This window comes from Pseudomonas sp. GD03903, from assembly GCF_029840045.1.
Taxonomy (GTDB): Bacteria; Pseudomonadota; Gammaproteobacteria; order Pseudomonadales; family Pseudomonadaceae; genus Pseudomonas; species Pseudomonas pseudonitroreducens.
In genome coordinates this window covers 20058-45902 of sequence record NZ_JAOCBT010000016.1, presented here as the reverse complement: position 1 = coordinate 45902, position 25845 = coordinate 20058, and the positions used below count along the sequence as shown (strand labels likewise).

At 65.6% G+C, this 25845-nt stretch carries 25 protein-coding genes; 5 read left to right on the top strand and 20 right to left on the bottom strand.

Annotated elements, in window-relative coordinates; genetic code table 11:
* Position 1 precedes the first annotated feature (1 nt).
* The 11 genes from N5C91_RS22310 to N5C91_RS22260 all read right to left on the bottom strand — a co-directional run bounded on the left by N5C91_RS22310 (position 2) and on the right by N5C91_RS22260 (position 12258).
* A complete protein-coding gene (locus N5C91_RS22310; RefSeq protein WP_279832036.1) occupies positions 2 to 637 on the bottom strand; it encodes a HyaD/HybD family hydrogenase maturation endopeptidase in 636 nt (211 codons plus the stop codon).
* The gene (gene cybH / locus N5C91_RS22305) at positions 634 to 1299 is read right to left on the bottom strand and encodes a Ni/Fe-hydrogenase, b-type cytochrome subunit (protein ID WP_279832034.1); all 666 of its coding nucleotides are present in this window, start codon (positions 1297 to 1299) and stop codon (positions 634 to 636) included. Before cybH ends, N5C91_RS22310 begins: the two co-directional genes overlap by 4 nt.
* Positions 1300 to 1358: 59 nt before the next feature.
* Positions 1359 to 3215, bottom strand: a complete 1857-nt coding sequence (locus tag N5C91_RS22300) for a nickel-dependent hydrogenase large subunit (protein ID WP_279832033.1) — start codon at positions 3213 to 3215, stop codon at positions 1359 to 1361.
* A gap of 23 nt (positions 3216 to 3238) precedes the next feature.
* A complete protein-coding gene (locus N5C91_RS22295) occupies positions 3239 to 4324 on the bottom strand; it encodes a hydrogenase small subunit (RefSeq protein WP_279832031.1) in 1086 nt (361 codons plus the stop codon).
* Positions 4325 to 4697: 373 nt separating this feature from the next.
* Positions 4698 to 5726 (bottom strand): HoxN/HupN/NixA family nickel/cobalt transporter, encoded by a 1029-nt coding sequence (locus tag N5C91_RS22290; RefSeq protein ID WP_279832028.1) that lies wholly within the window; start codon positions 5724 to 5726, stop codon positions 4698 to 4700.
* Between the two features lie 154 nt (positions 5727 to 5880).
* Positions 5881 to 7197, bottom strand: a complete 1317-nt coding sequence (locus N5C91_RS22285; protein ID WP_279832027.1) for an ATP-binding protein — start codon at positions 7195 to 7197, stop codon at positions 5881 to 5883.
* A gap of 5 nt (positions 7198 to 7202) precedes the next feature.
* A complete protein-coding gene (gene nikR, locus N5C91_RS22280; protein WP_279832026.1) occupies positions 7203 to 7652 on the bottom strand; it encodes a nickel-responsive transcriptional regulator NikR in 450 nt (149 codons plus the stop codon).
* Positions 7653 to 7666: 14 nt separating this feature from the next.
* Complete coding sequence (locus tag N5C91_RS22275) at positions 7667 to 9124, bottom strand: nickel-dependent hydrogenase large subunit (RefSeq protein WP_279832023.1); 1458 nt, start codon at positions 9122 to 9124, stop codon at positions 7667 to 7669.
* Between the two features lie 11 nt (positions 9125 to 9135).
* A complete protein-coding gene (locus tag N5C91_RS22270) occupies positions 9136 to 10140 on the bottom strand; it encodes a HupU protein (RefSeq protein WP_236175389.1) in 1005 nt (334 codons plus the stop codon).
* Positions 10137 to 11603, bottom strand: coding sequence for a sigma-54 dependent transcriptional regulator (locus N5C91_RS22265; protein ID WP_275094729.1), 1467 nt, complete (start codon positions 11601 to 11603; stop codon positions 10137 to 10139). The genes N5C91_RS22270 and N5C91_RS22265 overlap by 4 nt, the downstream gene beginning before the upstream one ends.
* A 217-nt stretch (positions 11604 to 11820) precedes the next feature.
* Positions 11821 to 12258: an Lrp/AsnC family transcriptional regulator gene (locus N5C91_RS22260; RefSeq protein ID WP_236175390.1), complete on the bottom strand. Its 438-nt coding sequence runs from the start codon at positions 12256 to 12258 to the stop codon at positions 11821 to 11823.
* A 130-nt stretch (positions 12259 to 12388) separates the two neighbouring features.
* Between N5C91_RS22260 and N5C91_RS22255 the strand changes: the two genes are divergently transcribed.
* Together N5C91_RS22255 and N5C91_RS22250 are read left to right on the top strand one after the other, a co-directional pair.
* A complete protein-coding gene (locus N5C91_RS22255) occupies positions 12389 to 13282 on the top strand; it encodes a DMT family transporter (protein WP_279832019.1) in 894 nt (297 codons plus the stop codon).
* 152 nt (positions 13283 to 13434) lie between these two features.
* Positions 13435 to 14508 carry a DUF1615 domain-containing protein gene (locus N5C91_RS22250; protein ID WP_279832153.1) on the top strand — a complete coding sequence of 358 codons (1074 nt, stop codon included), beginning with the start codon at positions 13435 to 13437 and terminating at the stop codon, positions 14506 to 14508.
* A 1-nt stretch (position 14509) separates the two neighbouring features.
* Here N5C91_RS22250 and N5C91_RS22245 read toward each other — a convergent pair whose 3' ends face one another.
* Both N5C91_RS22245 and N5C91_RS22240 read right to left on the bottom strand, forming a co-directional pair.
* On the bottom strand, positions 14510 to 14806 hold the full coding sequence (locus N5C91_RS22245; RefSeq protein WP_236175392.1) for a hypothetical protein: 297 nt from the start codon (positions 14804 to 14806) through the stop codon (positions 14510 to 14512).
* Between the two features lie 76 nt (positions 14807 to 14882).
* On the bottom strand, positions 14883 to 15563 hold the full coding sequence (locus N5C91_RS22240) for a TetR/AcrR family transcriptional regulator (RefSeq protein WP_236199905.1): 681 nt from the start codon (positions 15561 to 15563) through the stop codon (positions 14883 to 14885).
* 164 nt (positions 15564 to 15727) lie between these two features.
* On the opposite strand from N5C91_RS22240, the gene N5C91_RS22235 reads away from it, so the two are divergent.
* The 3 genes from N5C91_RS22235 to N5C91_RS22225 all read left to right on the top strand — a co-directional run bounded on the left by N5C91_RS22235 (position 15728) and on the right by N5C91_RS22225 (position 18053).
* Positions 15728 to 16219 carry a DUF1543 domain-containing protein gene (locus N5C91_RS22235; protein WP_236199906.1) on the top strand — a complete coding sequence of 164 codons (492 nt, stop codon included), beginning with the start codon at positions 15728 to 15730 and terminating at the stop codon, positions 16217 to 16219.
* 80 nt (positions 16220 to 16299) lie between these two features.
* Positions 16300 to 16713 (top strand): arsenate reductase ArsC, encoded by a 414-nt coding sequence (locus tag N5C91_RS22230; protein ID WP_236199907.1) that lies wholly within the window; start codon positions 16300 to 16302, stop codon positions 16711 to 16713.
* Between the two features lie 344 nt (positions 16714 to 17057).
* On the top strand, positions 17058 to 18053 hold the full coding sequence (locus N5C91_RS22225; protein ID WP_279832018.1) for an LLM class flavin-dependent oxidoreductase: 996 nt from the start codon (positions 17058 to 17060) through the stop codon (positions 18051 to 18053).
* A 222-nt stretch (positions 18054 to 18275) separates the two neighbouring features.
* Here N5C91_RS22225 and N5C91_RS22220 read toward each other — a convergent pair whose 3' ends face one another.
* The 7 genes from N5C91_RS22220 to N5C91_RS22190 form a co-directional block, all read right to left on the bottom strand.
* Positions 18276 to 18644, bottom strand: coding sequence for a YajD family HNH nuclease (locus tag N5C91_RS22220; RefSeq protein ID WP_054909558.1), 369 nt, complete (start codon positions 18642 to 18644; stop codon positions 18276 to 18278).
* A 58-nt stretch (positions 18645 to 18702) separates the two neighbouring features.
* The gene (locus N5C91_RS22215; protein ID WP_279832152.1) at positions 18703 to 19128 is read right to left on the bottom strand and encodes a YbaN family protein; all 426 of its coding nucleotides are present in this window, start codon (positions 19126 to 19128) and stop codon (positions 18703 to 18705) included.
* Positions 19129 to 19132: 4 nt separating this feature from the next.
* Complete coding sequence (locus N5C91_RS22210) at positions 19133 to 19732, bottom strand: biliverdin-producing heme oxygenase (protein ID WP_236175398.1); 600 nt, start codon at positions 19730 to 19732, stop codon at positions 19133 to 19135.
* A 213-nt stretch (positions 19733 to 19945) separates the two neighbouring features.
* Complete coding sequence (locus tag N5C91_RS22205; RefSeq protein ID WP_279832015.1) at positions 19946 to 22543, bottom strand: TonB-dependent receptor; 2598 nt, start codon at positions 22541 to 22543, stop codon at positions 19946 to 19948.
* A gap of 122 nt (positions 22544 to 22665) precedes the next feature.
* The gene (locus tag N5C91_RS22200) at positions 22666 to 23589 is read right to left on the bottom strand and encodes a FecR domain-containing protein (protein WP_279832151.1); all 924 of its coding nucleotides are present in this window, start codon (positions 23587 to 23589) and stop codon (positions 22666 to 22668) included.
* A 107-nt stretch (positions 23590 to 23696) separates the two neighbouring features.
* On the bottom strand, positions 23697 to 24218 hold the full coding sequence (locus tag N5C91_RS22195; RefSeq protein WP_236175400.1) for a sigma-70 family RNA polymerase sigma factor: 522 nt from the start codon (positions 24216 to 24218) through the stop codon (positions 23697 to 23699).
* 170 nt (positions 24219 to 24388) lie between these two features.
* Positions 24389 to 25747 carry an MFS transporter gene (locus tag N5C91_RS22190; protein ID WP_236199911.1) on the bottom strand — a complete coding sequence of 453 codons (1359 nt, stop codon included), beginning with the start codon at positions 25745 to 25747 and terminating at the stop codon, positions 24389 to 24391.
* Between the last annotated feature and the right edge of the window lie 98 nt (positions 25748 to 25845).

The window sequence follows — 25845 nt, the reverse complement described above, 5'->3', positions numbered from 1 at the left end:
GTCAGCTGCGCCGCACCAGTACTCGCTCGTCACCGAGACGGCAGGCAGCCTGCTCGCTGGGGCGCTCGCTCTCGTAACGCTGCAGGTCCAGGTTCAGCATCGTCACGGCTTCGTCTTCGGGTAGCGGCGTCGTACGTTCACGCGGCGCACCACCCCATTCATCGAGCACCTGGCGGGCGGCGTCGACGGCCATTTCCAGTGCGGCCTTCACGCAGGGGCGCAGGCTGCCGCCATAGTCGTCCATGCGCTCGGGCTGACAGCCGATCAGCAGCACGCGCTGCGGATAGTGGCCGGTGAGCTGGGCGAGCATCAGTACTTCCTGGAAGCCGGTCTGGTGCAGGCTGAGCTTCTTCACGCCGAGAAAGCGCGGCACCTGGTCATCAGCAACGAACTTCAGGGTGCCGGGCGCCATGTTGTAATCCACTGCGTCGAAGATCAGCAGGTAGTCGGCCTGCTGCACGTGCTGAATCAGGTATAGGCCTTGGGTGCCGCCATCGATCAGGGTGACGTTGTCGGTGAACTCATAACGCTGCTGCAGGGCTTCGACGCAGCGCACGCCAAAGCCTTCGTCGGCCCACAACAGGTTGCCGATACCGAGCACGGTGATGCGTGGTGCGGAAGGGGAGATGCTGCTCATTTCTTCAGGCTCTTGTAGCCGGTGATGATGCTGCCGATCATGTTCAGCCGGCCGTGGATTTCTTCGCGTACCGCGGCATACACATGCACCAGAACGAACGCGACCATCATCCACAGGCCCAGGTGGTGGAGCGTGCGCACGTTGTTCGAGCCGCCCAGCAACGGCAGCATCCAGCCGAACAGGGATTCCTGCCAGGAGCCCATCTGGGCGCCCTCGCCGTACAGGGCAAAGCCACTCAGCAGCATGAACAGCGAGGTGAGCAGGAAGATGAACACCATGGTGAAGCGCGATATCGGGTTGTGCCCGTAGATCGGTGCCGGTATCGGCCCGATGTACAGGTAGTAGCGCAGCCAGATGGCGAAGTTGCGCCAATAGGCCTTGCTGGTGAGGGGAACCCAGAACAGCTCGCGGGCATGATGGTTGCCGACCAGCGCCCAGTAGGCGCGACCCATGATGCCAACGGCGAACAGGTAGCCCGCGGCGAAATGGGCAAAGCGGATATAGCCCATCAGGAAGTTGGCGCTGGCTTCGCCCGGCTGGGTTGGCAGCGGCGAACCGATGAAATAGCCGCTCACCGCCAGCACCAGGATGCAACTGGCGTTGATCCAGTGCCAAAGGCGCACGGGCGCTTCGTAGACGTATTCGGTGTGATGTTCGGACATATCGTCACCTCAAGTGCGCCGGGCGTGCGAACGCGCCCGGCGGCTGACTGCTGGCCGGCTCAACGCACGATGACCGTGCTCAGCTCGACGCCATCCTCGCTCATCACGTGGGTCGCGCAGGCCATGCAGGGGTCAAAGGAGTGCAAGGTGCGAAGGATTTCCACCGGCTGATCGGCTACCTCGACCGGGGTGTTCAGCAGAGCGGCCTCGAAGGCGCCGATCTGCCCCTTGCCGTCACGCGGGCTGCTGTTCCAGGTGCTGGGCACCACGCACTGGTAGTTCTCGATCCGCCCGTCCTTGATGCGTATCCAGTGGCCGAGTGCGCCACGCGGCGCGGCAACACTGCCCACGCCCTTGGCTTCGGCGGGCCAGGTCTTCGGGTCCCACTTTTCGACGTTGGCGGTGGTGCGGTCGCCATTGCGGATGTTGCCCATCAGCTCGTTCCAGTCGTCGACCATCATCTCCGCGCAGTATTCCGCTTCCAGCGCGCGGGCGAGGGTGCGGCCGATGGTGCTGGGCAGCAGTTGCTTGGCGCTGTAGTCGGTTTCGCCCAGGCCGAGGGCGCGGGGCAGGGCGTGGTTGACCGCCTGCAGCGAGCTTTCCAGCTGCTCCTTGACCCGCTGGCAATGCGGATTGCCCTTGAGTGCGTGGGCGTAGCCGAGGATATAGCGGGCCAGCGGGCCGACCTCCATGGCATGGCCGCGCCAGCGCGGCGACTTGACCCAGGAGTATTTGGCGCTTTCATCGATCTCTTCGATCGCGGTGCGGGTGCCCTTGGTCGCCGCGCCGAGCTCGTAATGCGGATCGGTGATGCCATCCCAGGGATGCAGCCCCTGGTTGTTGTCCGGGTACTGGTACCAGGAGTGGTTGACGAACTCCTGGACCTGCTCTGGATCGCGCAGATCCACTGGCAGAATCTCGTCCCAGTTGCCATTGAGGATGACTCCACCGGGCAATTGGTTGGTGCTGTCGTCGTAATTGACCTTGGCGTAGGTGCCGTAGTCCATCACGTTGCTCGCCGCCAGGCCGCCGCCATGCAGCCAGCCCTGCTGCTTGTACAGGGTGCCGATGGCCAGCACGTCGGGCACGTAGACGTTGCGCACGAACTCCAGCGCTTCGTCGATGCGTGCGCGTACGAAGTTCAGCCGCTCCATGTTCAGCGGAGCGCCCGCGGCGAGGTCGCCGTCGATGTTGATGGCGCACGGCACGCCGCCCACCAGATAGTTGGGGTGGGGGTTCTTGCCGCCGAAGATGGTGTGGATCTTTACCCACTCCTTCTGCAGGTCCAGTGCTTCCAGGTAATGAGTGACTGCCATCAGGTTGGCTTCCGGCGGCAGCTTGTACGCCGGATTACCCCAGTAGCCGTTCATGAATGGGCCGAGCTGGCCGCTTTCGACGAACTTCTTCAGGCGGTTCTGCACGTCGCGGAAGTAGCCCGGAGAGGACTTCGGGTTGGCCGGTGAGACCAGTTGCTGCAGTTCCGAGGTTGCCCTGGGATCGGCCTTGAGCGCCGACACCACGTCGACCCAGTCCAGCGCGTGCAGGTGGTAGAAGTGCACGACGTGGTCGTGTACCTGCAGGGTCTTGGCCATCATTTCGCGGATCAAGTGGGCGTTGGGCGGGATGTGGATGCCCAGCGCATCCTCCACCGCGCGAACCGAGGCAAGGGCATGGCAGCCAGTGCACACGCCGCAGATGCGCTCGACGAAGGCCCAGGCATCGCGCGGATCACGGCCCTTGAGGATGACTTCGAGGCCGCGCCACATGGTCCCGGTGGAGACGGCATTGCGGATCACGTTGTTGGCATCGAGGTTGACCTCGACGCGCAGGTGGCCCTCGATGCGGGTCACGGGGTCGACGACGATGCGCCTACCGCTGTTGTCCAGATCGAAACCCTGGGTGGAATAATTGCTCATGAATCAGGCTTCCTGTACTGCGCTCAGGCGTCGTGCGTGGAGGTTTGCGCCTTGCCATTGCTGGCGCGCTTGATGGCAGAGACCGCGGCGTGGGCAGTGATTGCCGCGCCGACCGTGCCGGCGGCGACCAGGCCGATCTGGTCGGCATTGGCTTCCACGCCAAAGGAGTTGATATCGGTCAGGTGCTGGTAGAACGAGCCCTTGTCCCAGAACCCTTCTTCCGAGCAACCGATGCAGCCATGGCCGGACTGGATGGGGAAGCTGGTGCCGCCGTTCCAGCGGACGGTGGAGCAGGCGTTGTAGGTGGTCGGGCCTTTGCAGCCGACCTTGTACAGGCAGTAGCCCTTGCGTGCGGAATCGTCGTCCCAGGCCTCGACGAACTGGCCGGCGTCGAAGTGCGGCCGGCGGTAGCACTTGTCGTGGATACGCTGGCTGTAGAACATCTTCGGCCGGCCCTGGCGATCCAGTTCCGGAATGCGGTCGAAGGTCAGCATGTAGGTGATGACCCCGGTCATCACCTCGGCGATGGGGGGGCAGCCGGGCACCTTGATGATCGGCTTGTCGGTGATCACCTTGTGGATCGGCACTGCCTGGGTCGGATTCGGCTTGGCCGCCTGCACGCATCCCCAACTGGCGCAGGAGCCCCAGGAAATGATCGCCTTGGCGTCGCGGGAAACGCGCTTGAGTTGTTCGACGAAGGGCTTGCCGCCGATGATGCAGCTCATGCCGTCCTGGTTCAGCGGCGGGTTGCCCTCGACGGCGAGGATGTAGTTGCCCTTGTACCTGGTCATCACCTCGTCGAGGATCGCTTCGGCCTGGTGCCCGGCGGAGGCCATCAGGGTGTCGTCGTAGTCCAGCGAGATCATCGACAGCACCACGTCCTTGGCCAGCGGGTGCGCGGAGCGGATGAAGGATTCGGAGCAGCAGGTGCACTCCAGGCCATGCAGCCAGAGCACCGGGGTGCGCGGCTTGTTCTCCATGGCCCAGGCGATCTGTGGCATGAAGGCTGGCCCCAGGCCCAGCGATGTGGCGGTGAGCGAGCAGAATTTGATGAAGCTGCGCCGCGAGATGCCTTGCCTGCGCATCACTTCATAGAAGGTTTCAGTCACTTGTTTTCTCCTCGGCCAGGCTCTTTGGCTCCTGGGAATGGTGTGCGCCAACGCTTCTGGCGCGGCACACGAGCCAGGCGGACCGGTAGGTCGGCGTGGTGGTGGAATCACGGGTGGCAATGGCAGCCGGCGCACGGTGGTGGCGCTCGACTGCGCAGGGGGACGGGGTAGGGCGATCGAATGACATGACCGGATACTTCAAAACCTGTGCCACTTGGTCGCATGCCGGATCACGAAGCGTGTTTCGGCGCGAAAAGGCCTGAATGGCTGGGTTCTGCCGCGTTTCGTGCCGGGGCTCGACAACAGGTGCGGGCGCCAGCCGGTCATGCCGTTATCGCTTTGGTTGCCTGGATGGAAATGCTCTGTTCAGTGTTCAGACTGGGACAACGTCCAGGCGGTCGTAGCCCTTGTAGCGGTAGAACGCCCAGGAAAGCAGCCAGGTGGCAGCGAACAGGCCGATGATCAGGAAACCGAGCAGGCCGAAGTGCTCGTTCACCTGAGCGATGAAGTCCCAGGCCCCGCCTTCGAGCTGCAGTTGTTCGGCCAGCAGATTCAGCGCCTCCATGCTGCCGACCAGCAGCGCCACCAGCACCGATGCCGAGGTGATGGTGAGGTTGTAGTAGAGCTTGCGCGCCGGCCGTACCTGAGCCCAGCGATAGGCCCCGGTCATCAGCACGCTGTCGGCGCTATCGACCAGTGCCATGCCGGCGGTGAACAGCGCGGGGAATACCAGGATCGAGAGCATTGGCAGGTTCTGCGCCGCCTGGCTGGCGGCGATGCCGAGGAGGCCGATTTCCGTGGCGGTATCGAAGCCCAGGCCGAACAGGAATCCCAGCGGATAGAGGTGCCAACTGCGGCGGATGAGGCGGAACAGCGGGCGTGCCAGGCGCGCTATCGGGCCGCTGCCGGCGAGCATGCCTTGCAGCTCGGCTTCGCCGACGCGCTCACCCTGGCGGACACGCCGGAAGGCGCGATACACCGAGCGTAGGATGACCAGGTTGATCAGCGCCACCAGCAGCAGGAAAGCCGCCGAAACCGAGGTGCCGATCAGCGCGCCGATGCCATGGAAGGATTCCAGTTCATCCTGCAGGCTGGCCGCGCTGAGGGCGATCAACACCGAGGCGAGAATCACCACGCTGCTATGGCCAAGGGAGAAGTACAAACCGACGCTTTGCGTGGCCTGGCCCTCCTGGATCAGCTTGCGTGTGGCGTTGTCGATGGCAGCGATATGGTCTGCGTCCACGGCATGGCGCAGGCCGAAGCTGTAAGCGAGGACCGCGGTGCCCAGCAGCATCGGATAGTCGCTGAAAGCGACAAGGGCCCAGGCCCAGGCGAGCAGGTTGACGGTGATCAGGCCGATGAACAGGGTGATGGTCGAGCGGGGCGAGGCCGGGCGAGGCATGGGGTCTCCAGCGGTCTTGTATGAAGAATCGAAAAATCCTCATACAAGCGCTGTGCCAAGCCTGCCGCAGCGCCGGATCGGCGGATCAGAACAGGTCGCCGGTCAGTTGGTTGGCAGTTTGCTCATCGGAGTGGAAAGCAGGTTTGCACTGAGCTCAGTCCAGCGTCGGCAGGCGCAGACGAAACAGCGCCCCCCCCGAGGGATGATTGCCGGCTTCCAGTGAGCCGCCGCAGCGCTCGACGATGCCGTAACTGATCGCCAGGCCCAGGCCGGTGCCCTGGCCGGGCGGCTTGGTGGTGAAGAAGGGCTCGAATACCTGGCTGAGGTATTGCTCGGCGATGCCGGGACCGTTGTCGCGCAGCGTAAGCGTGGCCCAGCCCGGCTTGCGGCCCAGTTCGATCCATAGTTGTGGAGGCTCCGCGGCGGCGGAGCGTGCGGCGTCGTAAGCGTTCTGCGTAAGGTTCATCAGCACTTGCAGCAATTGCCCGGCATTGCCCTGGACCTGCACGTCGCCAACCGGCTGCCAATGCACCACCAGGTCCGGCGCGGTGCCGCGGGTGATCCAGTGGATGGCGCGTTCGATGACGTCGTTGAGCGAAGCCTCGCCTGGGTGCCCGCGGTCCATCGCGGAGAAACGCTTCAGCGCGCTGACGATATCGGCGGTGCGTTGTGCGCCTTCCAGCGTGCCTTCGATCAGCGAAGGCAGGTCCGCGAGCAACGGGTCGATGCGCAGTTGCCGGCGCAGGTCATCGCGCTGCACGGCGGGTGCCTCCTCGTGGACCGCGTGCAGGTAATCCTGCAGGCGCTTGCCGTAGCCACCCAGGACGTGGGCGTTGGCGAGCACGAAGCTGATCGGGTTGTTCAGCTCGTGGGCAACGCCTGCCACCAGGCGACCCAGGGACGCCATCTTCTCGGCGTGCAGCAGTTGCTGCTGGGTGCGCTTGAGCGCTTCGTGGGTGTCGTGCAACTGGCGGTAGGCGTGCTGCAGTTCACCCAGCGGTCGGCCCACCAGTACGTGGCCCAGGCAACGGCCATGGTGGCCACTGCGGACCGTGCAGCTGAGGTCCACCGGCAGCAGCGCACCCTCGGCGCCGAGAAAATTCACTTCGACGCTGGCGCTGGCGTTGTCCCGACGCAGGCCGCCGAGCAGATTGCGCAGGCGATCCACGCTGGCCTCATCGCCGAGCAGCGAATAGACCGGGCGACCGAGCAGGCCCTGTTCATCGCCACCGACCAGTTTGCGCAGCGACTGGTTGGATTCCTCGATCAGGCCTTGCGGGTCACAGGCCAGGAGGATGTCCGACATCGAGGCCAGCATGCTGGCGATGAACTGCTGGGACTGCTCCAGCTCGGCGTTCTTCTGCTCCAGCTCGATCTCGTCCTGGACCAGTTGCGAGTAAACCTCGTCCATCTTGCCGATGACTTCCAGCCAGGCGTCTTCATCCAGTTGCGACGGAGGTTTGCGGGCCATGGGCGTCAGCTCGTGGGGTGCAGGTGCGGGTGGGGGTGATCGGTGTTCGACGTGGCTACCGGGATCAGGTTCAACTGCCCGTGGCGCACGCCACGCTCGGCGCTCAGGCGTTCGGCGAAGGCGCGCACTAGCTCCACCGGCCCCTTGAGCATGAGGCTTTCCAGGCAGTGGTCATGGTCCAGGTGTACGTGCTGGCTGGCAATGGTCAGGTCGTGGTGGTCGTGCTGCAAGGTCATGACCCGTTCGGCAAGGGTGCGTGCGTGGTGGTCATAGACGTAGCTCAGGTTGGCGACGCAGTGCAACGATTCGCCAGCCTGGCGCAGGCGCGACTGCTCGATGTGGCGGCGCAGCATGTCGCGCAGTGCCTCGGAGCGATTGCCGTAACCCTGGGCGCGAATCAACTGGTCGAGCGCGTCGGCCAGGTTGTCGTCGAGGGAAATGGTCAGGCGTTGCATGGTGATACTCCGGATCAGTGCACGGTGCAGACCATGCAGGGGTCGAACGAGCGCACGATATGCTGCACCGCCACCGGGTTCTGCTCGCCGGCGCGCACCGGTGCGCCTTCCAGGGCCTGCTCCAGGGCGCCGGGACGGCCCTGGATATCGCGTGGCGAGAAATTCCAGGTGGTCGGGGCGATGATCTGGTAGCTGGCGATGCGCCCTTGCTCGACCCTGAGCCAATGCCCGAGAGCGCCGCGAGCGGCTTCGGTAAGGCCGACCGCGCTGCCCTCGTCGGGCAGTTGGCAGTCCAGGTAGTAGGGTTCGCCAGGGCGCAATGCAAGCAACCAGCCTTCCATCAGTGGCACAACCCGTGCCAATTCCACCAGGCGTGCCAGCAGGCGCGTATAGACACTGCCACCACAGCGGGCGGCGGCATCGCGCAGCAGCGGCTGGCCATTGATCAACTGGCGAGCCAGGGCGCCGGTTTCCAGCACGGCGCCGGCCAGGCGCGGCGCCTTGTTCCAGGTGTAGGCCGAGGTCTTTTCGAGGTTGGGCTCGGTGACGCCCTCGGCCGGGTGCAGTGGACCTGTGCTGTCATCCAGCCAGGCACTGCTCGCGTCTTCGCGAATCGAATCCAGCACCAGCGGGCGGACCTGCCCCAGTGCCGCATCCCACAGGCCGCGTTGGAAAACCAGCGTGCCGTCGGCTTGCGGATAGGCACCGTAGGACAGGTACAGTCCCGGCCCCTGGCCCAGGTACTCCAGTCCGCTGTCGAGGACTATGCGCAGAAACTGGCGCAGATCGCCTTGTTCTGGTGCTTCGGCGTACCAGGACCACAGCTGGTCTTCACTGGCGAGCCCGGCGATGCGTTCCAGCGGGGCGGCGAACAGTTCGCTTTCGAGGAACCGGCGGAACTCGCGTACCCGTGTCAGCAGGCGCAGGCGCTCGGCCGGGTCGATGGCGCGGGTGGAACCACCCGGATGGATGGAGCCGGTGTGAGGCCATTTGCCGCCCAGTGTACCGATCAGGTCCAGCCAGCGCTTGCGCGCGGCCAGGGCCACACGCTGCTGGGTGCCGGTGTGCGGCGTGAAGCGCTGCACCGCCTCGGCGAACCAGGGGCGGTCGGCATACGGCGGGCGCACGAAGTCCGGCATGAAGAACAGGTAGAAATGGCTCAGGTGATCGGCGAGGTTCTCTGTCGCGGCCATCAGGTTGGTGGCGATCAGACCGTTGGCTGGCGGCTGGACGCCGGCCAACCCGGCCAGCGCCCGCGCGGCGGCGACCGACTGGGAAACCGAACAGATTCCACAGACGCGTGGCGCATAGACCAGCGCATCGAGCGGCGGATGATCGCGGAGGATCTGTTCGAAGCCTCGGTACATGGTGGCGTTGACCCGGGCCGAACGCACCTGGCCATCCTCGATATCCAGCTGGACTTCGAGATCACCTTCAACGCGATTGAACGGGCCGACCAGCAGACGTGTCATGGGCGAATTCCCTAGCGGCGGGTGCGGCGGATGACCGGGGCGATCAGCGCATGGTCGGCGGTGGCGTTCTGCCGGACGCGCTCCGGCGTGGCTGATTTCGACAGCGCCGCCAGGGCAACGAACCAGGCCTTGGGCATGTCGGTCGGCAGGCCGATGGGGATGCCGGCGCGCTTGGGCGTGAGGTGGAAGCCGTGGCCCGGCTCTTCGAAGCCAGGCGCCGTGCAGTTGATGCAGGCATAGCCGCCGCGGGTGCAGGAGCCCTCGCCATTCCACAGGCGATTGTTGCAGTCGCCGTGGGCCTGGGTGCCCTTGCAACCGAGGTTTTCCATCATGCAACCGAGGTCGGAAGGCTTGAGCGCACTGGCCTTGTATTCGTAGAACTCGTTGCGCGTGCAGCCGTGGTGGACCAGTTGGTCAGCATAGAAGCGCGGGCGGCCCAGGGTATCCAGGTCAGTCTCGCCGAACAGCCCGGCGGCCAGGGCCATCAGCGTGTCGGTGACCCAGCCGGGGTGGGTGGGGCAGCCGGCGACGTTGATCACCGGCAGCCCTTTGCGTGACCGGTATTCAGCGCCCAGCAGGCCGCCGAGGCGCTCACCGTCGTACTGCAGGCCGCAGGCGTCGGTGGGGTTGCTGCCGGCGGCGGTGATGCCGCCGTAGGCGGCACAGGTGCCGATGCCCAGGGTGTAGTCGGCGACGTCCGCCAGGCGTCGCACCCAGTCGATCATCGCCACGCCGGTGCCGGCCAGCAGATGGAAGCGGCCGCTGCCATTGGGCCCGCGCAGCAGTGAGCCTTCGATGCACAGCGCATCCAGATGGGTGCGACCACTCAGGCAGTCATCGAGGATCGCCAGTACTTCGCCAGCGCTTTCCAGCGACAGTGACGGGTGCCACAGCAGGTCGATCCCGGCGTTGCGCCACAGCCCGGCAAAGTCCTGGGTATCGGCGCACAGCAGTGACATGTTGCAACCGCCGCAGCCGCCGGACTGCAACCAGAGAACGCGGAAAGGGGCGCTCATGGCGTTTCCTCCAGGCCGAAGCGGCGCAGTTTCTGCCGCAGGCCGACGCGTGACAGCCCCAGCTCGCGCGCCGCATGGGTCTTGTTCCAGTGGTTGCGCAGCAGTGCCTCCTTGAGCAAGGCCGCCTCGATGGCGTCGAGCTGCTCCTGCAGTGTGCCGGCAGGCGTTCCAGTCACGCAGGAGGCGGGCCGTGCATGCCGTGCCTGGCCTTGCAGCACCTTCAGGGAAAATGCCCGGGCGCTGACTTCCGTGCCCTCGGACAGCGCCGCGGCGCGGTAGATTTCATTGCGCAGCTCGCGAATGTTGCCTGGCCACGGGTAGTGCAGCAGGCTGCCGAGGGCGTCGGCGGCAAAGCGCAGGCCGGGCAGGTCGAGTTCCTGGCTGGCATCGGCCAGCAGTTTGCTGGCGATCGGAATCAGATCGCCGCTGCGTTCGCGCAGTGGCGGCAGGCCAAGCGATACACCGGCGAGTCGGTAATAGAGGTCACTGCGGAAACGCCCGTCACGGACATCGGTTTCCAGGTCGCGGTGCGTGGCGGCGATCACTCGCACATCCACCCGCACCGGCGTGCTGGCTCCGACCGGGCGCAACTCGCCTTCCTGCAGGACGCGCAGCAGCTTGACCTGGAAAGCCGGCGAGGTATCGCCGATCTCGTCCAGGAACAGGGTGCCGCCGTGGGCGCGCTGGATCAGCCCGATGTGATCCTGGTGAGCGCCGGTGAACGCGCCGCGCTTGTGGCCGAAGAGTTCGGATTCGAGCAGGGAGTCCGGCAACGCTGCGCAGTTCTCCATGATGAAGGCTTTTTCCGCGCGCGGGCTGGCGTAGTGAATGGCGCGGGCCAGCAGTTCCTTGCCGGTGCCGGACTCGCCGAGCAGCAGCACCGAGAGATCGAAGCGCGCCACCCGCGCGGCCAGTTCGCACACGGCGTCCAGCGGGCTGCCGGGCTCGCGCACGATGCGGGCGAAATCGAAGGCGTCGCGTACCTTGTCCAGCACCTGCTGGCTACGCCGGCGCAGCACCGGGGTGGCTGCGCGCAGCTCCACATCCAGGCGTTGCATGTGGTTGTGCAGGGCCCGGCTTTCCACGGCGTTGCGCACCGTGGTGAGCAGGTGGTCGGGCAGCCAGGGCTTGAGCAGGTACTGGTAGATGCCGGCCTGGTTGACGCCGGCGATGATGTCTTCGGAGTCGGTGTAGCCGGAGAGAACGATGCGCACGACTTCGGGCCAGCGCTCGCGGGCTTCCTTGAGAAATTCGATGCCTTGCACGCCGGGCATGCGCTGGTCGCAGAGGATCACCGCGATCGGATGCTGTTCGAGAAACTCGCGGGCCTGCTCGGCCGAGTCGGCGAGCAGCACCTGGAACTCGCCGTCGAGCACCCTTGACAAGGCTTCGCGGGAGCGTAGTTCGTCATCGATGACCAGAACGGTCGGGAGGTGTGAGTCAAAGCCGCCGAGTGAAGACATGGACGCCGAATTCAAGTGTCACGGGACGAGAGCCGGGCCAACTGACCCGGCGGTCGCCGAATCATGACATTCGAATCAGGCAGGTGAAAGGGAACACTACCATTGGACTAGTCGGCTGCCCGAGCAGCGCTACCAGGTCCTGATCCGGCAATCCTGCTGGATTACCTGCCTTGAATGCCTGGCTTTCGCCGCGAGTTGTCTGGCGCAGGGGGGCGCCTCACGCCATGGGTGGCAAACGCCGTTTCACTGGGGTCTTCTTGACGATGGCCGTGTTGGTCTCGGCGAAGCCATTGAGATGGTCGAGTATCTCATCCAGTTGCTCCATGGAGCGCACGCACATTCGTGCATAGAAGCAGTCCTCGCCCGTCACCTTGTCGCATTCGGTGAACTCGGGGATGGCCAGGATCTGCTTCTCGACTTCCTGCAGTTTTCCCGGCAGCGGGCGCACACGAACGATGGCCTGGAGCTGGTAGCCGAAGGCGCGTGGGTCGACGTTCACCGTGTAGCCGGTGATGACCTGGCGTTCCTCGAGCTTGCGCAGGCGTTCGGCCACGCTGGGGGAGCTCAGGCCGCTGGCCTGGGCCAGCGCCTTGAGGGAAAGACGCGAGTCCGCCATCAGCGCGGTGATCAGCAATTGGTCGATTTCGTCGGTCATCCTGGTCTCGGAAGGTTGTTTCGGGTAATGGCCTTGATAGTAAAGGCGATTACCTGGATTTGCCTGCGTCAGGCGATGGAGTGCGCGAATCCACCTGTTCATACTGGTCGCCAACGAGTGGAGGTGAACCATGAACGAGCCAATCAGACGCGGAACCCTGGAGATGATCAGCGCCATGCTGATCTGCGGCACCATCGGCTGGCTGGTGGTGGTTTCCGGCCAGCCGGTGCTGGACGTGGTGTTCTGGCGCTGCGCATTCGGTGCCGCGACGCTCCTGTTGATCTGCGCGGCCATGGGCTTCCTGCGCCCGGGCATTCTCACCCGCGCCACCTTTGGCCTGGCGCTGCTCAGCGGCGCCGCCATCGTCGGCAACTGGGTACTGCTGTTCGGCTCCTATTCGCGGGCATCGATTGCCATTGGTACGGCGGTCTACAACGTGCAGCCGTTCCTGCTGGTGCTGCTGGGCGCGCTGTTCCTCGGCGAGAAGGTGACCGCGCATAAACTAGCCTGGCTCGGCGTTTCCTTCCTCGGCATGCTGGCAATCGTCAGCGCGCATGGCGAAGCGGGGCAGGTGGGTAGCGACTATCTCGGTGGTGTCGCCCTGGCGCTCGGCGCTGCGGCGCTGTACGCAGTCGCGGCGCTGCTCATCAAGCGCCTGACCGGCGTGCCGCCACATCTGATCGCACTGATCCAGGCAGTGACCGGTGTGCTGCTGCTGGCTCCCTGGGCCAATCTGACGTCGCTGCCCCAGGCGAGCACGGCCTGGGCCAGCCTGGCGACCCTGGGCATCGTGCACACCGGCATCATGTACGTGCTGCTCTATGGCGCGATCCAGAAACTGCCGACGGCGCTGACTGGCGCGCTGTCGTTCATCTACCCGATCGCCGCGATCTTCGTCGACTGGTTCGCCTTCGGCCACCGCCTGACCCCGTTGCAATGGCTGGGTGTGGTCGCCATCCTGCTGGCCGCCGCCGGCATGCAGCGCGGCTGGAGCCTGAACCTGCGGCGCCTGGCCTGGCGCTGAAATCCATGCTTGCCTGACAATGCCGGGGAACCTGTGCCGCTGCGCACCGGTCCTGTAGGCGGACTTCGAGCAAGGAACGGACTATGACTGCGGCTGCCCTGACGGCAGATTCATCCAGCCTGAAAAGGCCTTCATCACGCTTCATTCACCTGTTGGGCGTGGCCACGCTGCTGGCGCTGGCTGGCTGCGGCACTCGCGCGCCGAGCGTGCCTGAGCCGACGCCGGACGAGGTGCGCGGCAAACTGGCCAGGCTGATTCCGGCTGGCGCATCGGACCGCCAGGGCTGGGCGAAGGACATCCAGGTCGCCTTCACCACCCAGCGCATTGCGGCGACCACCGAGAACCTCTGCTCGGTGGTGGCGATCACCGAGCAGGAGTCCAACTTCAAGGCCGACCCGCCCGTGCCGGGGCTGGGCAAGATTGCCCGCGCCGAGATCGACCGGCGGGCGAGCAAAGTCCATGTGCCGGGTTTCCTCATCGATACCGCGCTGGCACTGAAGTCGCCGAACGGCCGCACCTACAGCCAACGGCTGGCCAGCGCAAAGACCGAGCGCGAGCTGAGCGCGATCTTCGATGACTTCATCGGCGGTGTGCCGCTGGGCCAGCAACTGTTCGGCCGCTTCAACCCGGTCCACACCGGCGGGCCGATGCAGGTCAGCATCGAATTTGCCCAGGCCCATGCCGACGGCTATCCGTACCCGGTGGATGGCAGCATTCGCCGCGAAGTGTTCAGCCGTCGTGGCGGCATGTACTTCGGCATCGCCCATCTGCTCGGCTACCCGGTGAACTACCCGCGCCAGCTGTACCGTTTCGCTGACTTCAACGCTGGCTGGTATGCCAGCCGCAACGCCGCGTTCCAGCGCGTGGTGGCGGATCTCACCGGCATTACCCTGGCGCTGGACGGGGACGTGATCCTCTACGGCAGCTACGACGCCGGCAGCACCGAGAAGGCGGTGCGCACCCTGGGGCCGAAGCTGGGCATGAGCGAGCGGGAAATTCGCCGCGACCTGGAGTTGGGCGACAAGCCGGAGTTCACCCAGTCAGAGCTCTACACCAAGGTCTTCGCCCTGGCCGAACGCTCCGCCGGCAAGTCGATGCCGCGGGCCATGCTGCCGGGCATCACGCTGCACAGCCCGAAGATCACTCGCCAGCTCACCACCGCCTGGTTCGCCCAGCGCGTGGACGAGCGCTACCAGCGCTGCCTGGGGCGTGCGCCGAAGGACTGACTCAGTCGCCCTCGGCGGGCTGGCAGATACCGTTGGCGCCCTTGGGCCCGGTGTAGGACACCGTGGCGCTGCCGTCGTCGTTCAGGCTGATGGAGATGGTCACGCCTTCTCCCTTGGCCTCGAGGTACTTGTCGTTCTTCTGCTTGACCTTGGCTTCCTTGCCGTTGATGTACACCGGGCCGCCCTCGTCGGTGTGGACCTGGATGTCGTTCGGGCAGTCGTAGTTGAGCATGGGGATGGCGGCAACAGCGGGCTGCACGGCGATCAGCAACAACGGAGCGATCAGTAGCGGTTTCATGGCGTCTCCCGAAGAGGTGCGGACACGGCGCAAGGCCGCGCGGACAATCACAGCTTAGTGCAGACGTCGTGGCGCGCTAGAGCGGCAAGGGGCGCAGGCGCGTGGCTGGCTCCGGTTCGGTGCCGCGCAGGACGAGGCGGGTGATGGTCGCGGCAGCGGCTTCGAAATCAGCGGCATCCGGCTGTGCCTTGCCGGTGATCATCGCGATCTGCCAGTCGAAATCGACGTAGGTGCGGGTGGCGGCGGAGATGCTCAGCAGCAGGTGCTGCGGGTCCACCGGGGCGAGCAGGCCACGGTCGATCCAGGCGGCGATGCACTCCAGGCTGCGCCGCGATTCGGCCTGCAGGCGCTGCAGCCAGTCCGGTGGCAGGCGCGATGCGCCATGCAGCATTTCGCTGGCGAACACCTTGTAGGCATACGGCCACTGCCGGGCGATATGCAGGCGCGCGCGGATGTGCGCGGGCAGCGCCCAGGCCGGATCGTCGCATTCGCGCAACAGGGCCGAAGCCTCCATTACGGCGTCCACGACATTCTCCAGCAGGCGCAGGTAGAGGTTCTCCTTGCTCTGGAAGTAGTAGTAGACGTTGGACTTGGGCAGGTCGGCGCGGCTGGCGATGTCCTGGGTCTTGGCGGCGGCGAAGCCCTTCTCGGCGAACTCTTCGCCGGCCGCCAGCAGGATGCGCTGGCGATTGCGGTCACGGATGCTGAGGGCGGGGCGCTGGCGGCGGCGCGTCGAGGTGGGCGCGGTCTGGGGCATGGGAAAGCATCGGGGCAGGGAAACGAGGTATCAGAATATAACTTTCTATATAGCGCTGCCCAGCCGCCGGTCTCACTGGCGGATGGCCATTTATCCGCCATTAGATTGAACCCGATGTGTGACGAATCTGTCAGAGCCAGTCTGAAACCTAGGAAGGGTCTGAGATGCTGTTCGTAGTCATGCTGGGCGGACGCCATCCGCGCGCGCGGATCGAGGTTCACGATGTGGCCTTCGTCATCGGCGACAACCTGAAATCCACCTATGCGCAATTGCGCGAAGCCTGGTTTGGCAGCCCGGACGGCCTGCACATCGACTCCTGGCTGGAGGTGGATGGCGTGGAGGCTTATCGCGTCGAATTCAGTGATGCGCTGCCGGCACCGGGCGAGCAGCGGCTGTTCTTCGTCAACCTGGGGGGCTACGAGCTGGGCAGCTTCGGTGAGGCGCACCAGTACGTACTGGTGGCCGCTCGCGATGCCGCCGACGCCAAGGCACGCGCCAAGCGCCGCATGCCGCGCAGCTGGGACAAGGCGCACACCGACGCGGTGATCGACGTCGACGACTGCATTGCCGTCGACCAGGTCGGCGGGCGCTATGTGCACCTGGTGGAGGGCGAGAGCCGCGGCATCGTGCAGCGCAGCGACTACATCGTGTTGTGAGCCTTCATGGTACTGACACGGCCCTGTCATAAAACCTGACGTATAAGGGGCGCACAGCCGACCCCCGTGCCGAGGTAGCAATGACCGAGAAACGCCGAGTCCTGTTCGTCTGCGTCGCCAACGACGCCCGCTCGCCGATGGCAGAAGCGCTGCTGCGGCACACCGACGGCGAACACTTCGAAGCCTTCAGCGCGGGTGTCCACCCGACCGCCATCGACCCGCGCGCCCGTGAAGTGCTGGAGCACGCCGGGATTTCCAGCGAAGGCCTGCGCAGCAAGTCCATCGACGAATTCCGCGGCCAGCATTTCGATTACCTGATCGACCTGTGCGACAAGTCCAGCGACGAGGGCGACGAGCTGCCGGCTTCCAGCCAGGTGCTCGTGTGGAACTTCGTCGACCCGGCCCACAGCGAGCAGCACGACCCGTTCCGCCACACCCTGCAGGAAATCAGCGATCGCCTGAAACTCTTCGAAATGGTGAAGAACCGCGACTGACGTTTCTGGCGATGCAAAAAGCAGAAAGCCCGCACGGATGCGGGCTTTCTGCTTCGTAGGCCACAGGATTCGCCGTTGCCTGGGGAGGATTGGCGGCGGATGTCCGTGTAGATGGGGCGCTGGTCCTTCAGCGCCAGGGCATTCTGTTGGAATTGCGTGACAGGGTGGTGACTGTCCGGTGAACAGGTGATGGCAACGCGCCTGCGCGCCTTTATCACTCGCCGGCATGAGCACTATCGATCCCGACAAGTGGTCAGGCGGGGAGTGCGTCGATAGAGTCACCGTCAAAGTCATGTCCGCGGCGCTGCATCCTTGGCGCCTGCGCGACCCGAATCGGAGTGCTTATGAAGTCCCTGTCAGATGTTGCTTTCTCCATGCTCGACCTGGTGCCCGTACGTGACCAGGGCACCGCTGCCGAGGCGTTGAACAACGCCGTCGAGGTTGCCCGGCACGTCGAGCGGCTGGGCTTTTCCCGCTACTGGCTGGCGGAGCACCACAACATGGACGGCATCGCCAGCTCGGCCACCGCCGTGTTGATCGGCCATATTGCCGGCAAGACCGAGCGCATTCGCGTCGGTTCCGGCGGGGTGATGCTGCCCAACCATCCGCCGCTGGTGGTGGCGGAAAACTTCGGCACTCTGGAAACGCTGTATCCGGGCCGCATCGACCTTGGCCTGGGCCGGGCGCCCGGTGCCGATCAGGCGACCATGCGTGCGCTGCGCCGTGACCGCCTGGGCGACGGCGCGGACTTCCCCGAGCAGGTTGCCGAGCTGGAAATGCTCCTCGGCCCGCGCCGTTCGCAGCAATCGCTGCTGGCCATTCCGGGGGAGGGCACCAACGTGCCGATCTGGCTGCTCGGCTCCAGCCTGTTCAGCGCACACCTGGCGGCGCAAAAGGGCTTGCCTTACGCCTTCGCCTCGCACTTCGCACCGCGCTATCTGCACGACGCGCTGCGCATCTACCGCGAGAACTTCCAGCCTTCGGCAGTGCTCGACAAGCCCTACGCCATGATCGGCGTACCGCTGGTGGCGGCCCCGACCGACGAGGAAGCCGAATACCTGGCGACCACCGCGTTCCAGCGCGTGCTGGCGCTGATTCGTGGCGACAGCCTGAAGCAGAAACCGCCGGTCAAGAGCATGGCCGACCTGTGGCTGCCCCATGAGCAGGAGGCGGTGGGCAACTTCTTCGGCCTGGCGGTGATCGGTGGCCCGGAGAAGGTGCGCAGCCGCCTGGAAATCCTGCTGGAGCAGACTGGTGTGGACGAGATCATCTTCACCAGCGACATCTACGACCACGCACTGCGCCTGCGCTCGCTGGAGATCGTCGCCGGCCTGCGCTGATGGCTCCATCGTGCTGATCGGCTTTGTTTGTAGGAGCGAGCTTGCTCGCGAACAACCCTCTCAGCGGGGGCCGGTTCGCGAGCAAGCTCGCTCCTACAGGTGCATGCCAGGGTGAGGTAGGAGTGGACTTCGTCCGCGATCGAATCACCATCGCTCCGATTGACCAGGGAGCAGGGGGAACCATCGCGGACGGAGTCCGCTCCTACAGCGGCGGCGTGGGCTTCACGCCTGCCCGTCGTCTTTCTTCTTCAGCAGGTCGGCCAGCCCGGCCAGTCCCTTGTGGGTGACCTTCGGCCCCTTGTTCCCGGCGTCGTTGCCGTTCTGGTAATGCAGGTCCACCTGCCGCTGGTGCTCGTTGTCGTGGCAATAGAGGCACAGCAGCTCCCAGTTGGAGCCGTCTTCGGGATTGTTGTCGTGGTTGTGGTCGCGGTGGTGGACGGTCAGTTCGCGCAGGCGCACGCCGCTGAACTCGCGGCCGCAGCGACCACAGATCCAGGGGTACATCTTCAGGGCTTTTTCGCGGTAGCTGGTTTCGCGGCGGCGTTGGGCTTCGGCGAGGACGGCGTCGACTTTACTGGTGGGCTGGTTCATGGCTCGTTGAGACAGGAAGGAAACGGACCTCCAGCATAGGTCTGTGCCCGCGCGCTGGCTACGGCCGGGGCGTATCCGGGCGCGACCAGATCCACAGATTGCCAACCGCCATACCGAGGATCACGGCGTACAGCCAGATGCCGTGGGGCAGGGTGATCAGCATGATCGCCAGGGCGGCGAGCATCGCCAGGCTGGCACTGATCTTGGCGCGGCGGGCAACGGCGCGGCCATTGCGCCAGTTGTGCAGGATCGGGCCGAACAGCCGGTGGTTCTCCAGCCAGGCGGACAACCGCGGCGAACTCTTCGAGGCAGCCCACGCAGCCAACAGCACGAACTCGGTGGTCGGTAGCCCCGGCACCACCAGCCCCACCATGCCGACGCCGAGGCTGGTGTAGGCGAGCAACGCGAAGGCGAGCCGCACCAGGCGCGAGCGTGCCGGGCCGAACGGCGTGGCGCGCGCTCCGGCGACGGGCGCGCGCTCGATGGCCTCAGACGGCGGCGGGTGCACTGTCGTAGCTGTGCTGCAGCAGATGGGCGAAGCGCTCGAAGGCGGCGATGGCACCGGCTTCGGCTTCACGCTCTTCGGCTTCGCTGAGCTCCAGGGCGTCGAGGGTGCGGGTGAAGCGTTTCCAGCCTTCGGCGCGACCACCCTCGGGTTCGCCCAGGTGGCGCGCGCCGGTGTTTTCGTCCAGACCCATGGCGGCGACGCGCTTGATCAGAAACGCAGCGCCCAGCTTGGAACCTTCGGAGACGAACAGCCAGCCCAGAGCGTGGGCCAGGCTCGGCTTGTCGACGGCGCCGGCAACCGGAGCGGGGACTTCGGTGTCCAGGTCGGCCAGGTCCAGGCGGGCCTGTTCCGCGCGGCAGCGCTGCGGCAGGTCGGGGAAGATCTTGCCCAATTCAGCATCCTGGTACAGGGCTTGAAGCTCGGACTGGAACAGGTACTGGGCGACCACGAAGCGGGCAAAGCGCTCGCGGCTGGAGAAGGGCTCGCGGGCCTTCACGGCGTGGTCGAGACGCTCGTGGGGGGCGTGGGTCAGCGCATTCAGGCGCTGCGAGCGCAGGGCGGGGAGTTCCAGGGTGGTCATGTCCAATTCCTTGAAATTACAGGTCTTTACAGACGAGACGAACGAGTTCGGGGAAAGCGTAAAGATTGTCGGGTGTTCAATGGGGGATGCCGGAGCGAGGCTGGTTCGCGAGCAAGCTCGCTCCTACAGGGTCTGGTGTTGCTTGTAGGAGCGAGCTTGCTCGCGAACAGAGCTGGCACGAGGTTCACCAGGAATCCCGTGCCAATCTGTGCATCAGATATCCCACACCAGGTTGATTGCGAAGTTACGCCCCGGCTGAGTCAGGCGGTCGAGGTTGGCCGGAGCCAGTACCGCTGCTTCGCCGACGCCGTCGTAGCCGCGCACGTCATCCCACAGCCAGTACTTCTTGTCGGTGAGGTTGTACAGGCCGGCGTTCAGCGTCAGGTCGTCGGTCAGCTTGTAGTAGCCGGTCAGGTCGAGGATGCCGAAGCCCGGGGTCTTGAACTGGCTGCTGGTGCCGTCGGGGGCGTTGAACTGGGTGTCGTCCACGCGGTTCTTGCGCTTGACCAGCGTCCAGTCGAGCAGGGCGCCATAGCGGCCGGCCTGTTCGTCGTAGCCCAGGCCGAACACGCCGGTGAGCGGGTTGACACTGTTGATCGGCTCGCCGGTGTCCTTGTTGCGGCCGTAGGCGTAGGCCACCGAGCCCTTGGTGTAGAGGCCCTGCGGCGCACCGAAGGCGCCCAGTTCCAGGCGACCTTTCAGCTCCACGCCCTTGATGATGGCGTGCTTGATGTTGTTGCTGGTGAAGGTCGGCTCGTCGTAGCCGGGGGTGATGGCATCTTCGTTGATGAAGTCGCGGTACTTGTTATAGAAGACCGCCACGTCGAACGAGCCTTCCTCGAAGTTGCCGCGCAGGCCGGTCTCGTAGCTCTGGCTGCGTTCGGGGTCCAGGTCCGGGTTCGGCTCCACACGGTAGCCCGCGCCGGGGTTGTCGAAGCGGCCGTAGAGCGCCTTCGCGGTCGGGGTGCGGAAGCCCTGGGCGTATTGCCCGTACCACAGGTAGTTGTCGTTGAACGCGTAGGTCACGCCGAGCTTGGGCGAGAGCTGGTGCCAGCTCTTGTCTTCGCTGCTGACGTCGCCTTCGCCGCTCTGGTCGACGGTCTTGAGGAACTCGTCGGTGACGTGGGGCTTCAGGCGTGTGTGGTCATAGCGCAGGCCGGGCAGGAAGGTCCAGTCGTTCCAGCGGATCTCGTCCTGGGCGAAGAGCGCATAGGTGTCGATGGTCGGATCGGGAAAGTCGCTGCTGCGGGCCAGGGTATCGGTGGCGCTGGGCGCACCGATGGCGGTGCAGCCGCGGCCGACGGCGAGGCAGGTGCCGGTGCCTTCGCGGTAGCCGGTGACCTTCTGGCGCTTGAGGGTGGTGCCGTAGGTCAGCAGGTGGTCGGTGTCGCCCAGGGCGAAGGCCTTGTCCATCTGCAGGTCGAATACCCACTGGCGTTCCTTGTACAGGGTATCGCGGGTCCGCAGCACCTTGCGGGTCATCGGGTAGTAGAACTCATCGGTGCTCTGGTCGGTCTTCGCCACCTGGTAGTTGAAGGTCCACTTCAGGTGATCGGCTACCGCGCTGTCCAGCAGCATCTGGTGTTCCAGGCCGTAGCGCTCGCGGGTGATGGTGTCGTTGCCGGTACGCCACTGGTACATGCCGCCGGGCAGCACGCTGGGCGGCAGCGCCGGGCCGCCATTGTTGTAGGGGCCGCCATAGGCGCTCTTCTGGTCGGTGTCGACGTCGTCCTTGTACTTCTCGTAGACCAGGCCGAAGCGGCTGCCTTCGGCGTAGTTCCAGCCCAGCTTGGCCAGCACGTTGGTGGTGCGCACGTCTTCCGGGTTGGCCTCGGTGCGCGACAGGCCGGTGCCGCCGGTGCTGCCGTAGGACTCGGTCTCGTGGCCGTTGCGCTGGCTCAGGTGCAGCAGGCCGTCGAAGGTGTCGAGGCGGCCGGCGACGGTGGCGGAGGTCAGCCAGCTGTCATCGGCGGAGCTGTAGCCGGTTTTCAGGCGCGCGCCGACGTCCTGGCCATCCTTGATGATGTCGTCCGGGTCGAGGGTGAAGTAGCTCACCGCGCCGCCGATGGCGTTGCTGCCGTACAGGGCCGAGGCCGGACCGCGCAGCACTTCGACGCGCTTGATGATTTCCGGGTCGACGTAGTTGCGCTCGGTCTGCGCGTAGGGGCCGTTGAAGAAGCTGTTGGGAATCTCGACGCCATCGATCTGCGTCAGTACGCGGTCGCCGTCGATGCCGCGGATGTTGTAGCCGGTGATGCCGGCACGGTTGCCGGTGCCGCCGACAGAGACGCCGGGCATGTCGCGCACCAGCTCCTTGATGGTGTTGACGTTCTTGCGGTCCAGCTCGTCGCGGCCCACCACGTTCACCGTGGACGGTACCGAGGTGACGCTCTGCGCCTGGCGGGTGGCGGTGACGGTCAGCGGTTGCATCTCGGACACCGAGGACAGGTTGCGTTCGAGGATCACGTTGCGCGGGCCGAGCTGGCGCACGGTGAGGCCGGTGCCGCCGAGCAGGGTCTTCAGCGCGCGCTCCGCCGGCAGGCGGCCGCTGACGCCCGGGGACTCCACGCCATCCGCCAGGTCGCCGGCCACGCCTACCTGCCAGCCGGTCACCGCGCTGAATGCGTTGAGTGCCTGGGGCAGCGGTTGGCGGCCGATGTCGAAGCTGTAGCCAGCCTGGGTCTGGCTGGCTTCGGCGGCGAGGGCGGAGGTGGCCGGCAGGCTGGCGAGGCCGATGGACAGGGCAAGCAGCGAGATGCTGGCCGGCGCGGACAGCCGGCGCAGAGGGGCACGCGAAGAAGCAATGGTCATCGAAGGGCTCTCTTAGTCAGTCTTTGTTCGCATTCGTAAATGCGAATCTATTGCATTGGCTTCTGACTAAACGAACGAGCCTTTCGAATCGCGTAAAAATACTTTCCGTTCGGGAGTGGTGATCAGTTGAGGATCAGCAGTTTCGGGTATTCGTGCAGTTCGGCGGAGGTGATCTGCGCCAGCGAACGGGCCACGCCCAGGGGGTCGTCCAGGCGCCAGTTGCCGGTGACGCTGACATTCTCCAGGCGCTCGTTGGTATTCACGATCCAGCCCGGATAGTAACGGCGCAATTCGGCCAGCACCTGGCTGAGCGGGCAGTTCTCGAACACCATGCGGCCCTTCACCCAGGCCAGCTGGGATTCGGCCTCGGCGCCGTGCTGGCGCTCGCCGAAGCCCTGCGGGCCGACGCGAATGCTGTCGCCGGCGCCGAGGCTGACGCGGGCGTCGTCCAGGCGGGTGCGCAGGTCCACTTCGCCGCGCTGCACGCTGACTTCCGCCTCGTTGCCCAGGTAGCGCACGGCGAACGCCGTGCCGCGCACCGTGACCTGTACCGGCCCGGCTTCCACCTCGAAGGGGCGGCTGCGGTCGTGGGCAACGTCGAAGAAGGCTTCGCCGCGGTACAGACGGGCGACACGCTGCTGGTCATCGACTCGGCTGGAGAGCGCGGTGTCGGTGTTCAGCAATACGTTGGAGCCATCGGCCAACTGGACTTTCTGGCGTTCGCCGACGGCGGTGAGGTGGTCTGCGCGCAGGCGCGTAAGCAGGTCGCCCTGGACCACCACGCCGATCGCCAGAACCAGCGCGGCTGCCGTGGCGACGGGCTTCCAGAAGCGGCGCTGGCCACGTGGCGGCCGCACGTTGCTCTGCACCCGTTTGCGCTCCAGGCGCGCGGCGGCGACCGGCAGCAACGGCGACTGCCAGGCATCGCGCACGCGCTGGTAGGCCTGCGCGTTGCCTGCGCTGGCGGCCAGCCAGGCATCGAAGCGCGCGCGGGTAGTGGCGTCCATGTCGTCCTCGAGGATCAGCCAGTCGAGGGCTTCGGCCATCTGCTGATCGTCGGGCGGCGCGGAGTTGGGCAAGGGGCGATCCTCGGGGCTGTCCTGGGGCGGTGAGCCGCGCATTGTTGTCGAATCGGCCGGCGAACGGTAGTCCGTCATACCGTTTCCTCGAGACGGCTGACCAGTCCGATGCAGATCGCCATGATCAGTTTCAGTTCCTTCTGCACCGTGCTGGGCGAGACGCCGAGCTGCTCGGCGATCTCCGCGTAGCCGCAGCCGTGCAGGCGGCTGAGGATGAAAATGCGCTGCTGGCGCTCGCTGAGCTGTGCGAGGGTTGCGCCCAGGCGTTCCAGCAGCTTCTCCGCGTGCAACTGGTCCTCGGCGCTGGAACCCGGCGCCGGTACGGCCTGCACCACGTCGAAAGGCACGTCCTCGAGCATGGTCCGCGACTGCATGCGCAAGTGGCGCAGATGGTCCAGGGCGAGGTTGCGGCCGGTCTGGAAGAGGAAGGGTTCCAGGTGATCGATGCGGCGTTCGAGCAGGGTGCGGGCGACGCGCAGGTAGGTTTCCTGCACCAGGTCTTCGGCGATGCTCGGGTTCTTCACCATCCGTACGAGCGTGCGCAGCAAAGGCAGGCGCTGGGCCAGGAAGACCGCGTCGAGGTTGGAAGTGCTCACAAGGGCGTCCAGCAGGAATAATTTTCAAATGATAATCAATGTTATTCAGCGAGAGCGAATGGCACAAGCCCATCCTTGGTTCCGCAGGCGTGCAGGCAAACGAAAAAAGGGCGAGGCGCGCGGGGCGCCTCGCCCATTCCCTCAGCCGGCTGGTGAGGGGGAAGCGGGACTCAGGAGCGTACGGGGCGCGCGTTCAGGCGCGGTTCGCCGCTTGCGGGTGTCGCCTGGCCGGATGTTTCCGGGCGGCTGTTCCAGTGCGGAATGAGGATGCCGGCCGCGATCAGCGCGGTGACCGTGAAGCCGATGAACACGCTGTAGGTGTCGAAGTAACCCGGCAGCAGGCCGCCGAGGATCGCGCCGATGGAGCCGCAACCGTTGACGAAGCCCGCCGCAGTGCCGGCCGCTTCACCAGTGCCGAAGTCCACGGCGGCCGCGCCGCTGATCATCGAATCCGGTCCGTACAGGGTCAGGCCCATCATGAACAGCAGGCCCAGCACCAGCAGGCTGCTGCCGGTCTGCATGGCCGGGACGAACAGCGCCAGGCACACCGTGAGGCCGAGCAGGCTGATCACGCAGGCCGGCATGCGCCGTGCGCCGAAGATGCGGTCCGAGGCATAGCCGATCAGGATCGGCCCGAGCAGCCCGGCGACTTCGAAGGCCGACGGCAGGATCGCCGCGCCGACCTTGCCCAGCCCGGGCATGCGTTCGTAGACGATCACCGGGCCCCACAGCAGGATCGCGTAGCGCGCCGGCTTGAGCAGGAAATAGGCAAGGCCCAGGGTCAGCACGGTACGGTTGCGCAGCACCTTGCCGAGGATGCGCAGCGACTTGCCGTTCTCGCCCTCGTGCTTGAAGCCGGCGTAGTTCACCGCTTCGGGTTGCTGCACATCGGCTTCCACCGGCGGCAGGCCGACATCTTGCGGGCGGTTGCGTTGCAGCAGCAGGAAGAGGATGGCGACCGCACCGACCACGGCGGCGGTGGAGTAGAACGCCGCATGCCAGGTGCCGAACACCTCATAGGCCCACCAGCCGGCGAAGGGCGAGGCGACCAGCCCGCCAAAGGCGTAGCAGGTGCTCCACAGCCCGAGCACGCGGCCGCGCTCATGGGTCGCGAAGAAGCTGCCGATGTTCTTGCACAGCCCCGACCAGCCGGTGGACTGCGCCAGGCCTTGCACCACCATGCAGGTGGCGAAGATCGGCAGGGTGGCGAAGCTGCCCATCACCAGCGCGGCGGCGGCGGAGATCAGCAGGCCGCCGAACACCACCACGCGGGGGCCGTAGCGGTCGGCGAAGACGCCCCAGGTGAACTGGCCCACCGCATAAGCGGCAAGGTAGATGGCGTCGAGGTTGGCCATCGCGATCTTGTCGAGATGGAAGCTGGGGTCTTCGGCGATGCCAAGCTTGGCTACCGAGAAGGCCTTGCGGGTGAAGTAGAAGGCCGCGTAGGCCAGCCAGGTGATGGCGAAGATCTGCCATCTCCAGCGTGCCAGGGAGGAACGCGGCGAAGCGGTGCCGTGAGGGTTGAGCATGATCTGACCTCTTTGTTGTTGTGCTGTGCCGGCAGTCAGTGGGTAACGCCTGTTTTTTGTTGTTGTTCTGGGAGCACGTCGCACCGTCTTCGCGGTGC

What these genes read in the sequence shown, in the direction of transcription:
- N5C91_RS22310 (WP_279832036.1), bottom strand. Translation starts at nt 637, where the DNA reads ATGAGCAGCATCTCCCCTTCCGCACCACGCATCACCGTGCTCGGTATC.
- N5C91_RS22255 (WP_279832019.1), top strand. Translation starts at nt 12,389, where the DNA reads ATGAACGAGCCAATCAGACGCGGAACCCTGGAGATGATCAGCGCCATG.
- N5C91_RS22240 (WP_236199905.1), bottom strand. Translation starts at nt 15,563, where the DNA reads ATGCCCCAGACCGCGCCCACCTCGACGCGCCGCCGCCAGCGCCCCGCC.
- N5C91_RS22230 (WP_236199907.1), top strand. Translation starts at nt 16,300, where the DNA reads ATGACCGAGAAACGCCGAGTCCTGTTCGTCTGCGTCGCCAACGACGCC.
- N5C91_RS22285 (WP_279832027.1), bottom strand. Translation starts at nt 7,197, where the DNA reads ATGGCCCGCAAACCTCCGTCGCAACTGGATGAAGACGCCTGGCTGGAA.
- N5C91_RS22260 (WP_236175390.1), bottom strand. Translation starts at nt 12,258, where the DNA reads ATGACCGACGAAATCGACCAATTGCTGATCACCGCGCTGATGGCGGAC.
- N5C91_RS22275 (WP_279832023.1), bottom strand. Translation starts at nt 9,124, where the DNA reads ATGACACGTCTGCTGGTCGGCCCGTTCAATCGCGTTGAAGGTGATCTC.
- N5C91_RS22190 (WP_236199911.1), bottom strand. Translation starts at nt 25,747, where the DNA reads ATGCTCAACCCTCACGGCACCGCTTCGCCGCGTTCCTCCCTGGCACGC.
- N5C91_RS22290 (WP_279832028.1), bottom strand. Translation starts at nt 5,726, where the DNA reads ATGCCTCGCCCGGCCTCGCCCCGCTCGACCATCACCCTGTTCATCGGC.
- N5C91_RS22245 (WP_236175392.1), bottom strand. Translation starts at nt 14,806, where the DNA reads ATGAAACCGCTACTGATCGCTCCGTTGTTGCTGATCGCCGTGCAGCCC.
- N5C91_RS22210 (WP_236175398.1), bottom strand. Translation starts at nt 19,732, where the DNA reads ATGACCACCCTGGAACTCCCCGCCCTGCGCTCGCAGCGCCTGAATGCG.
- N5C91_RS22265 (WP_275094729.1), bottom strand. Translation starts at nt 11,603, where the DNA reads ATGTCTTCACTCGGCGGCTTTGACTCACACCTCCCGACCGTTCTGGTC.
- cybH (WP_279832034.1), bottom strand. Translation starts at nt 1,299, where the DNA reads ATGTCCGAACATCACACCGAATACGTCTACGAAGCGCCCGTGCGCCTT.
- N5C91_RS22300 (WP_279832033.1), bottom strand. Translation starts at nt 3,215, where the DNA reads ATGAGCAATTATTCCACCCAGGGTTTCGATCTGGACAACAGCGGTAGG.
- N5C91_RS22205 (WP_279832015.1), bottom strand. Translation starts at nt 22,543, where the DNA reads ATGACCATTGCTTCTTCGCGTGCCCCTCTGCGCCGGCTGTCCGCGCCG.
- N5C91_RS22225 (WP_279832018.1), top strand. Translation starts at nt 17,058, where the DNA reads ATGAAGTCCCTGTCAGATGTTGCTTTCTCCATGCTCGACCTGGTGCCC.
- N5C91_RS22220 (WP_054909558.1), bottom strand. Translation starts at nt 18,644, where the DNA reads ATGAACCAGCCCACCAGTAAAGTCGACGCCGTCCTCGCCGAAGCCCAA.
- N5C91_RS22200 (WP_279832151.1), bottom strand. Translation starts at nt 23,589, where the DNA reads ATGGCCGAAGCCCTCGACTGGCTGATCCTCGAGGACGACATGGACGCC.
- N5C91_RS22235 (WP_236199906.1), top strand. Translation starts at nt 15,728, where the DNA reads ATGCTGTTCGTAGTCATGCTGGGCGGACGCCATCCGCGCGCGCGGATC.
- nikR (WP_279832026.1), bottom strand. Translation starts at nt 7,652, where the DNA reads ATGCAACGCCTGACCATTTCCCTCGACGACAACCTGGCCGACGCGCTC.
- N5C91_RS22270 (WP_236175389.1), bottom strand. Translation starts at nt 10,140, where the DNA reads ATGAGCGCCCCTTTCCGCGTTCTCTGGTTGCAGTCCGGCGGCTGCGGC.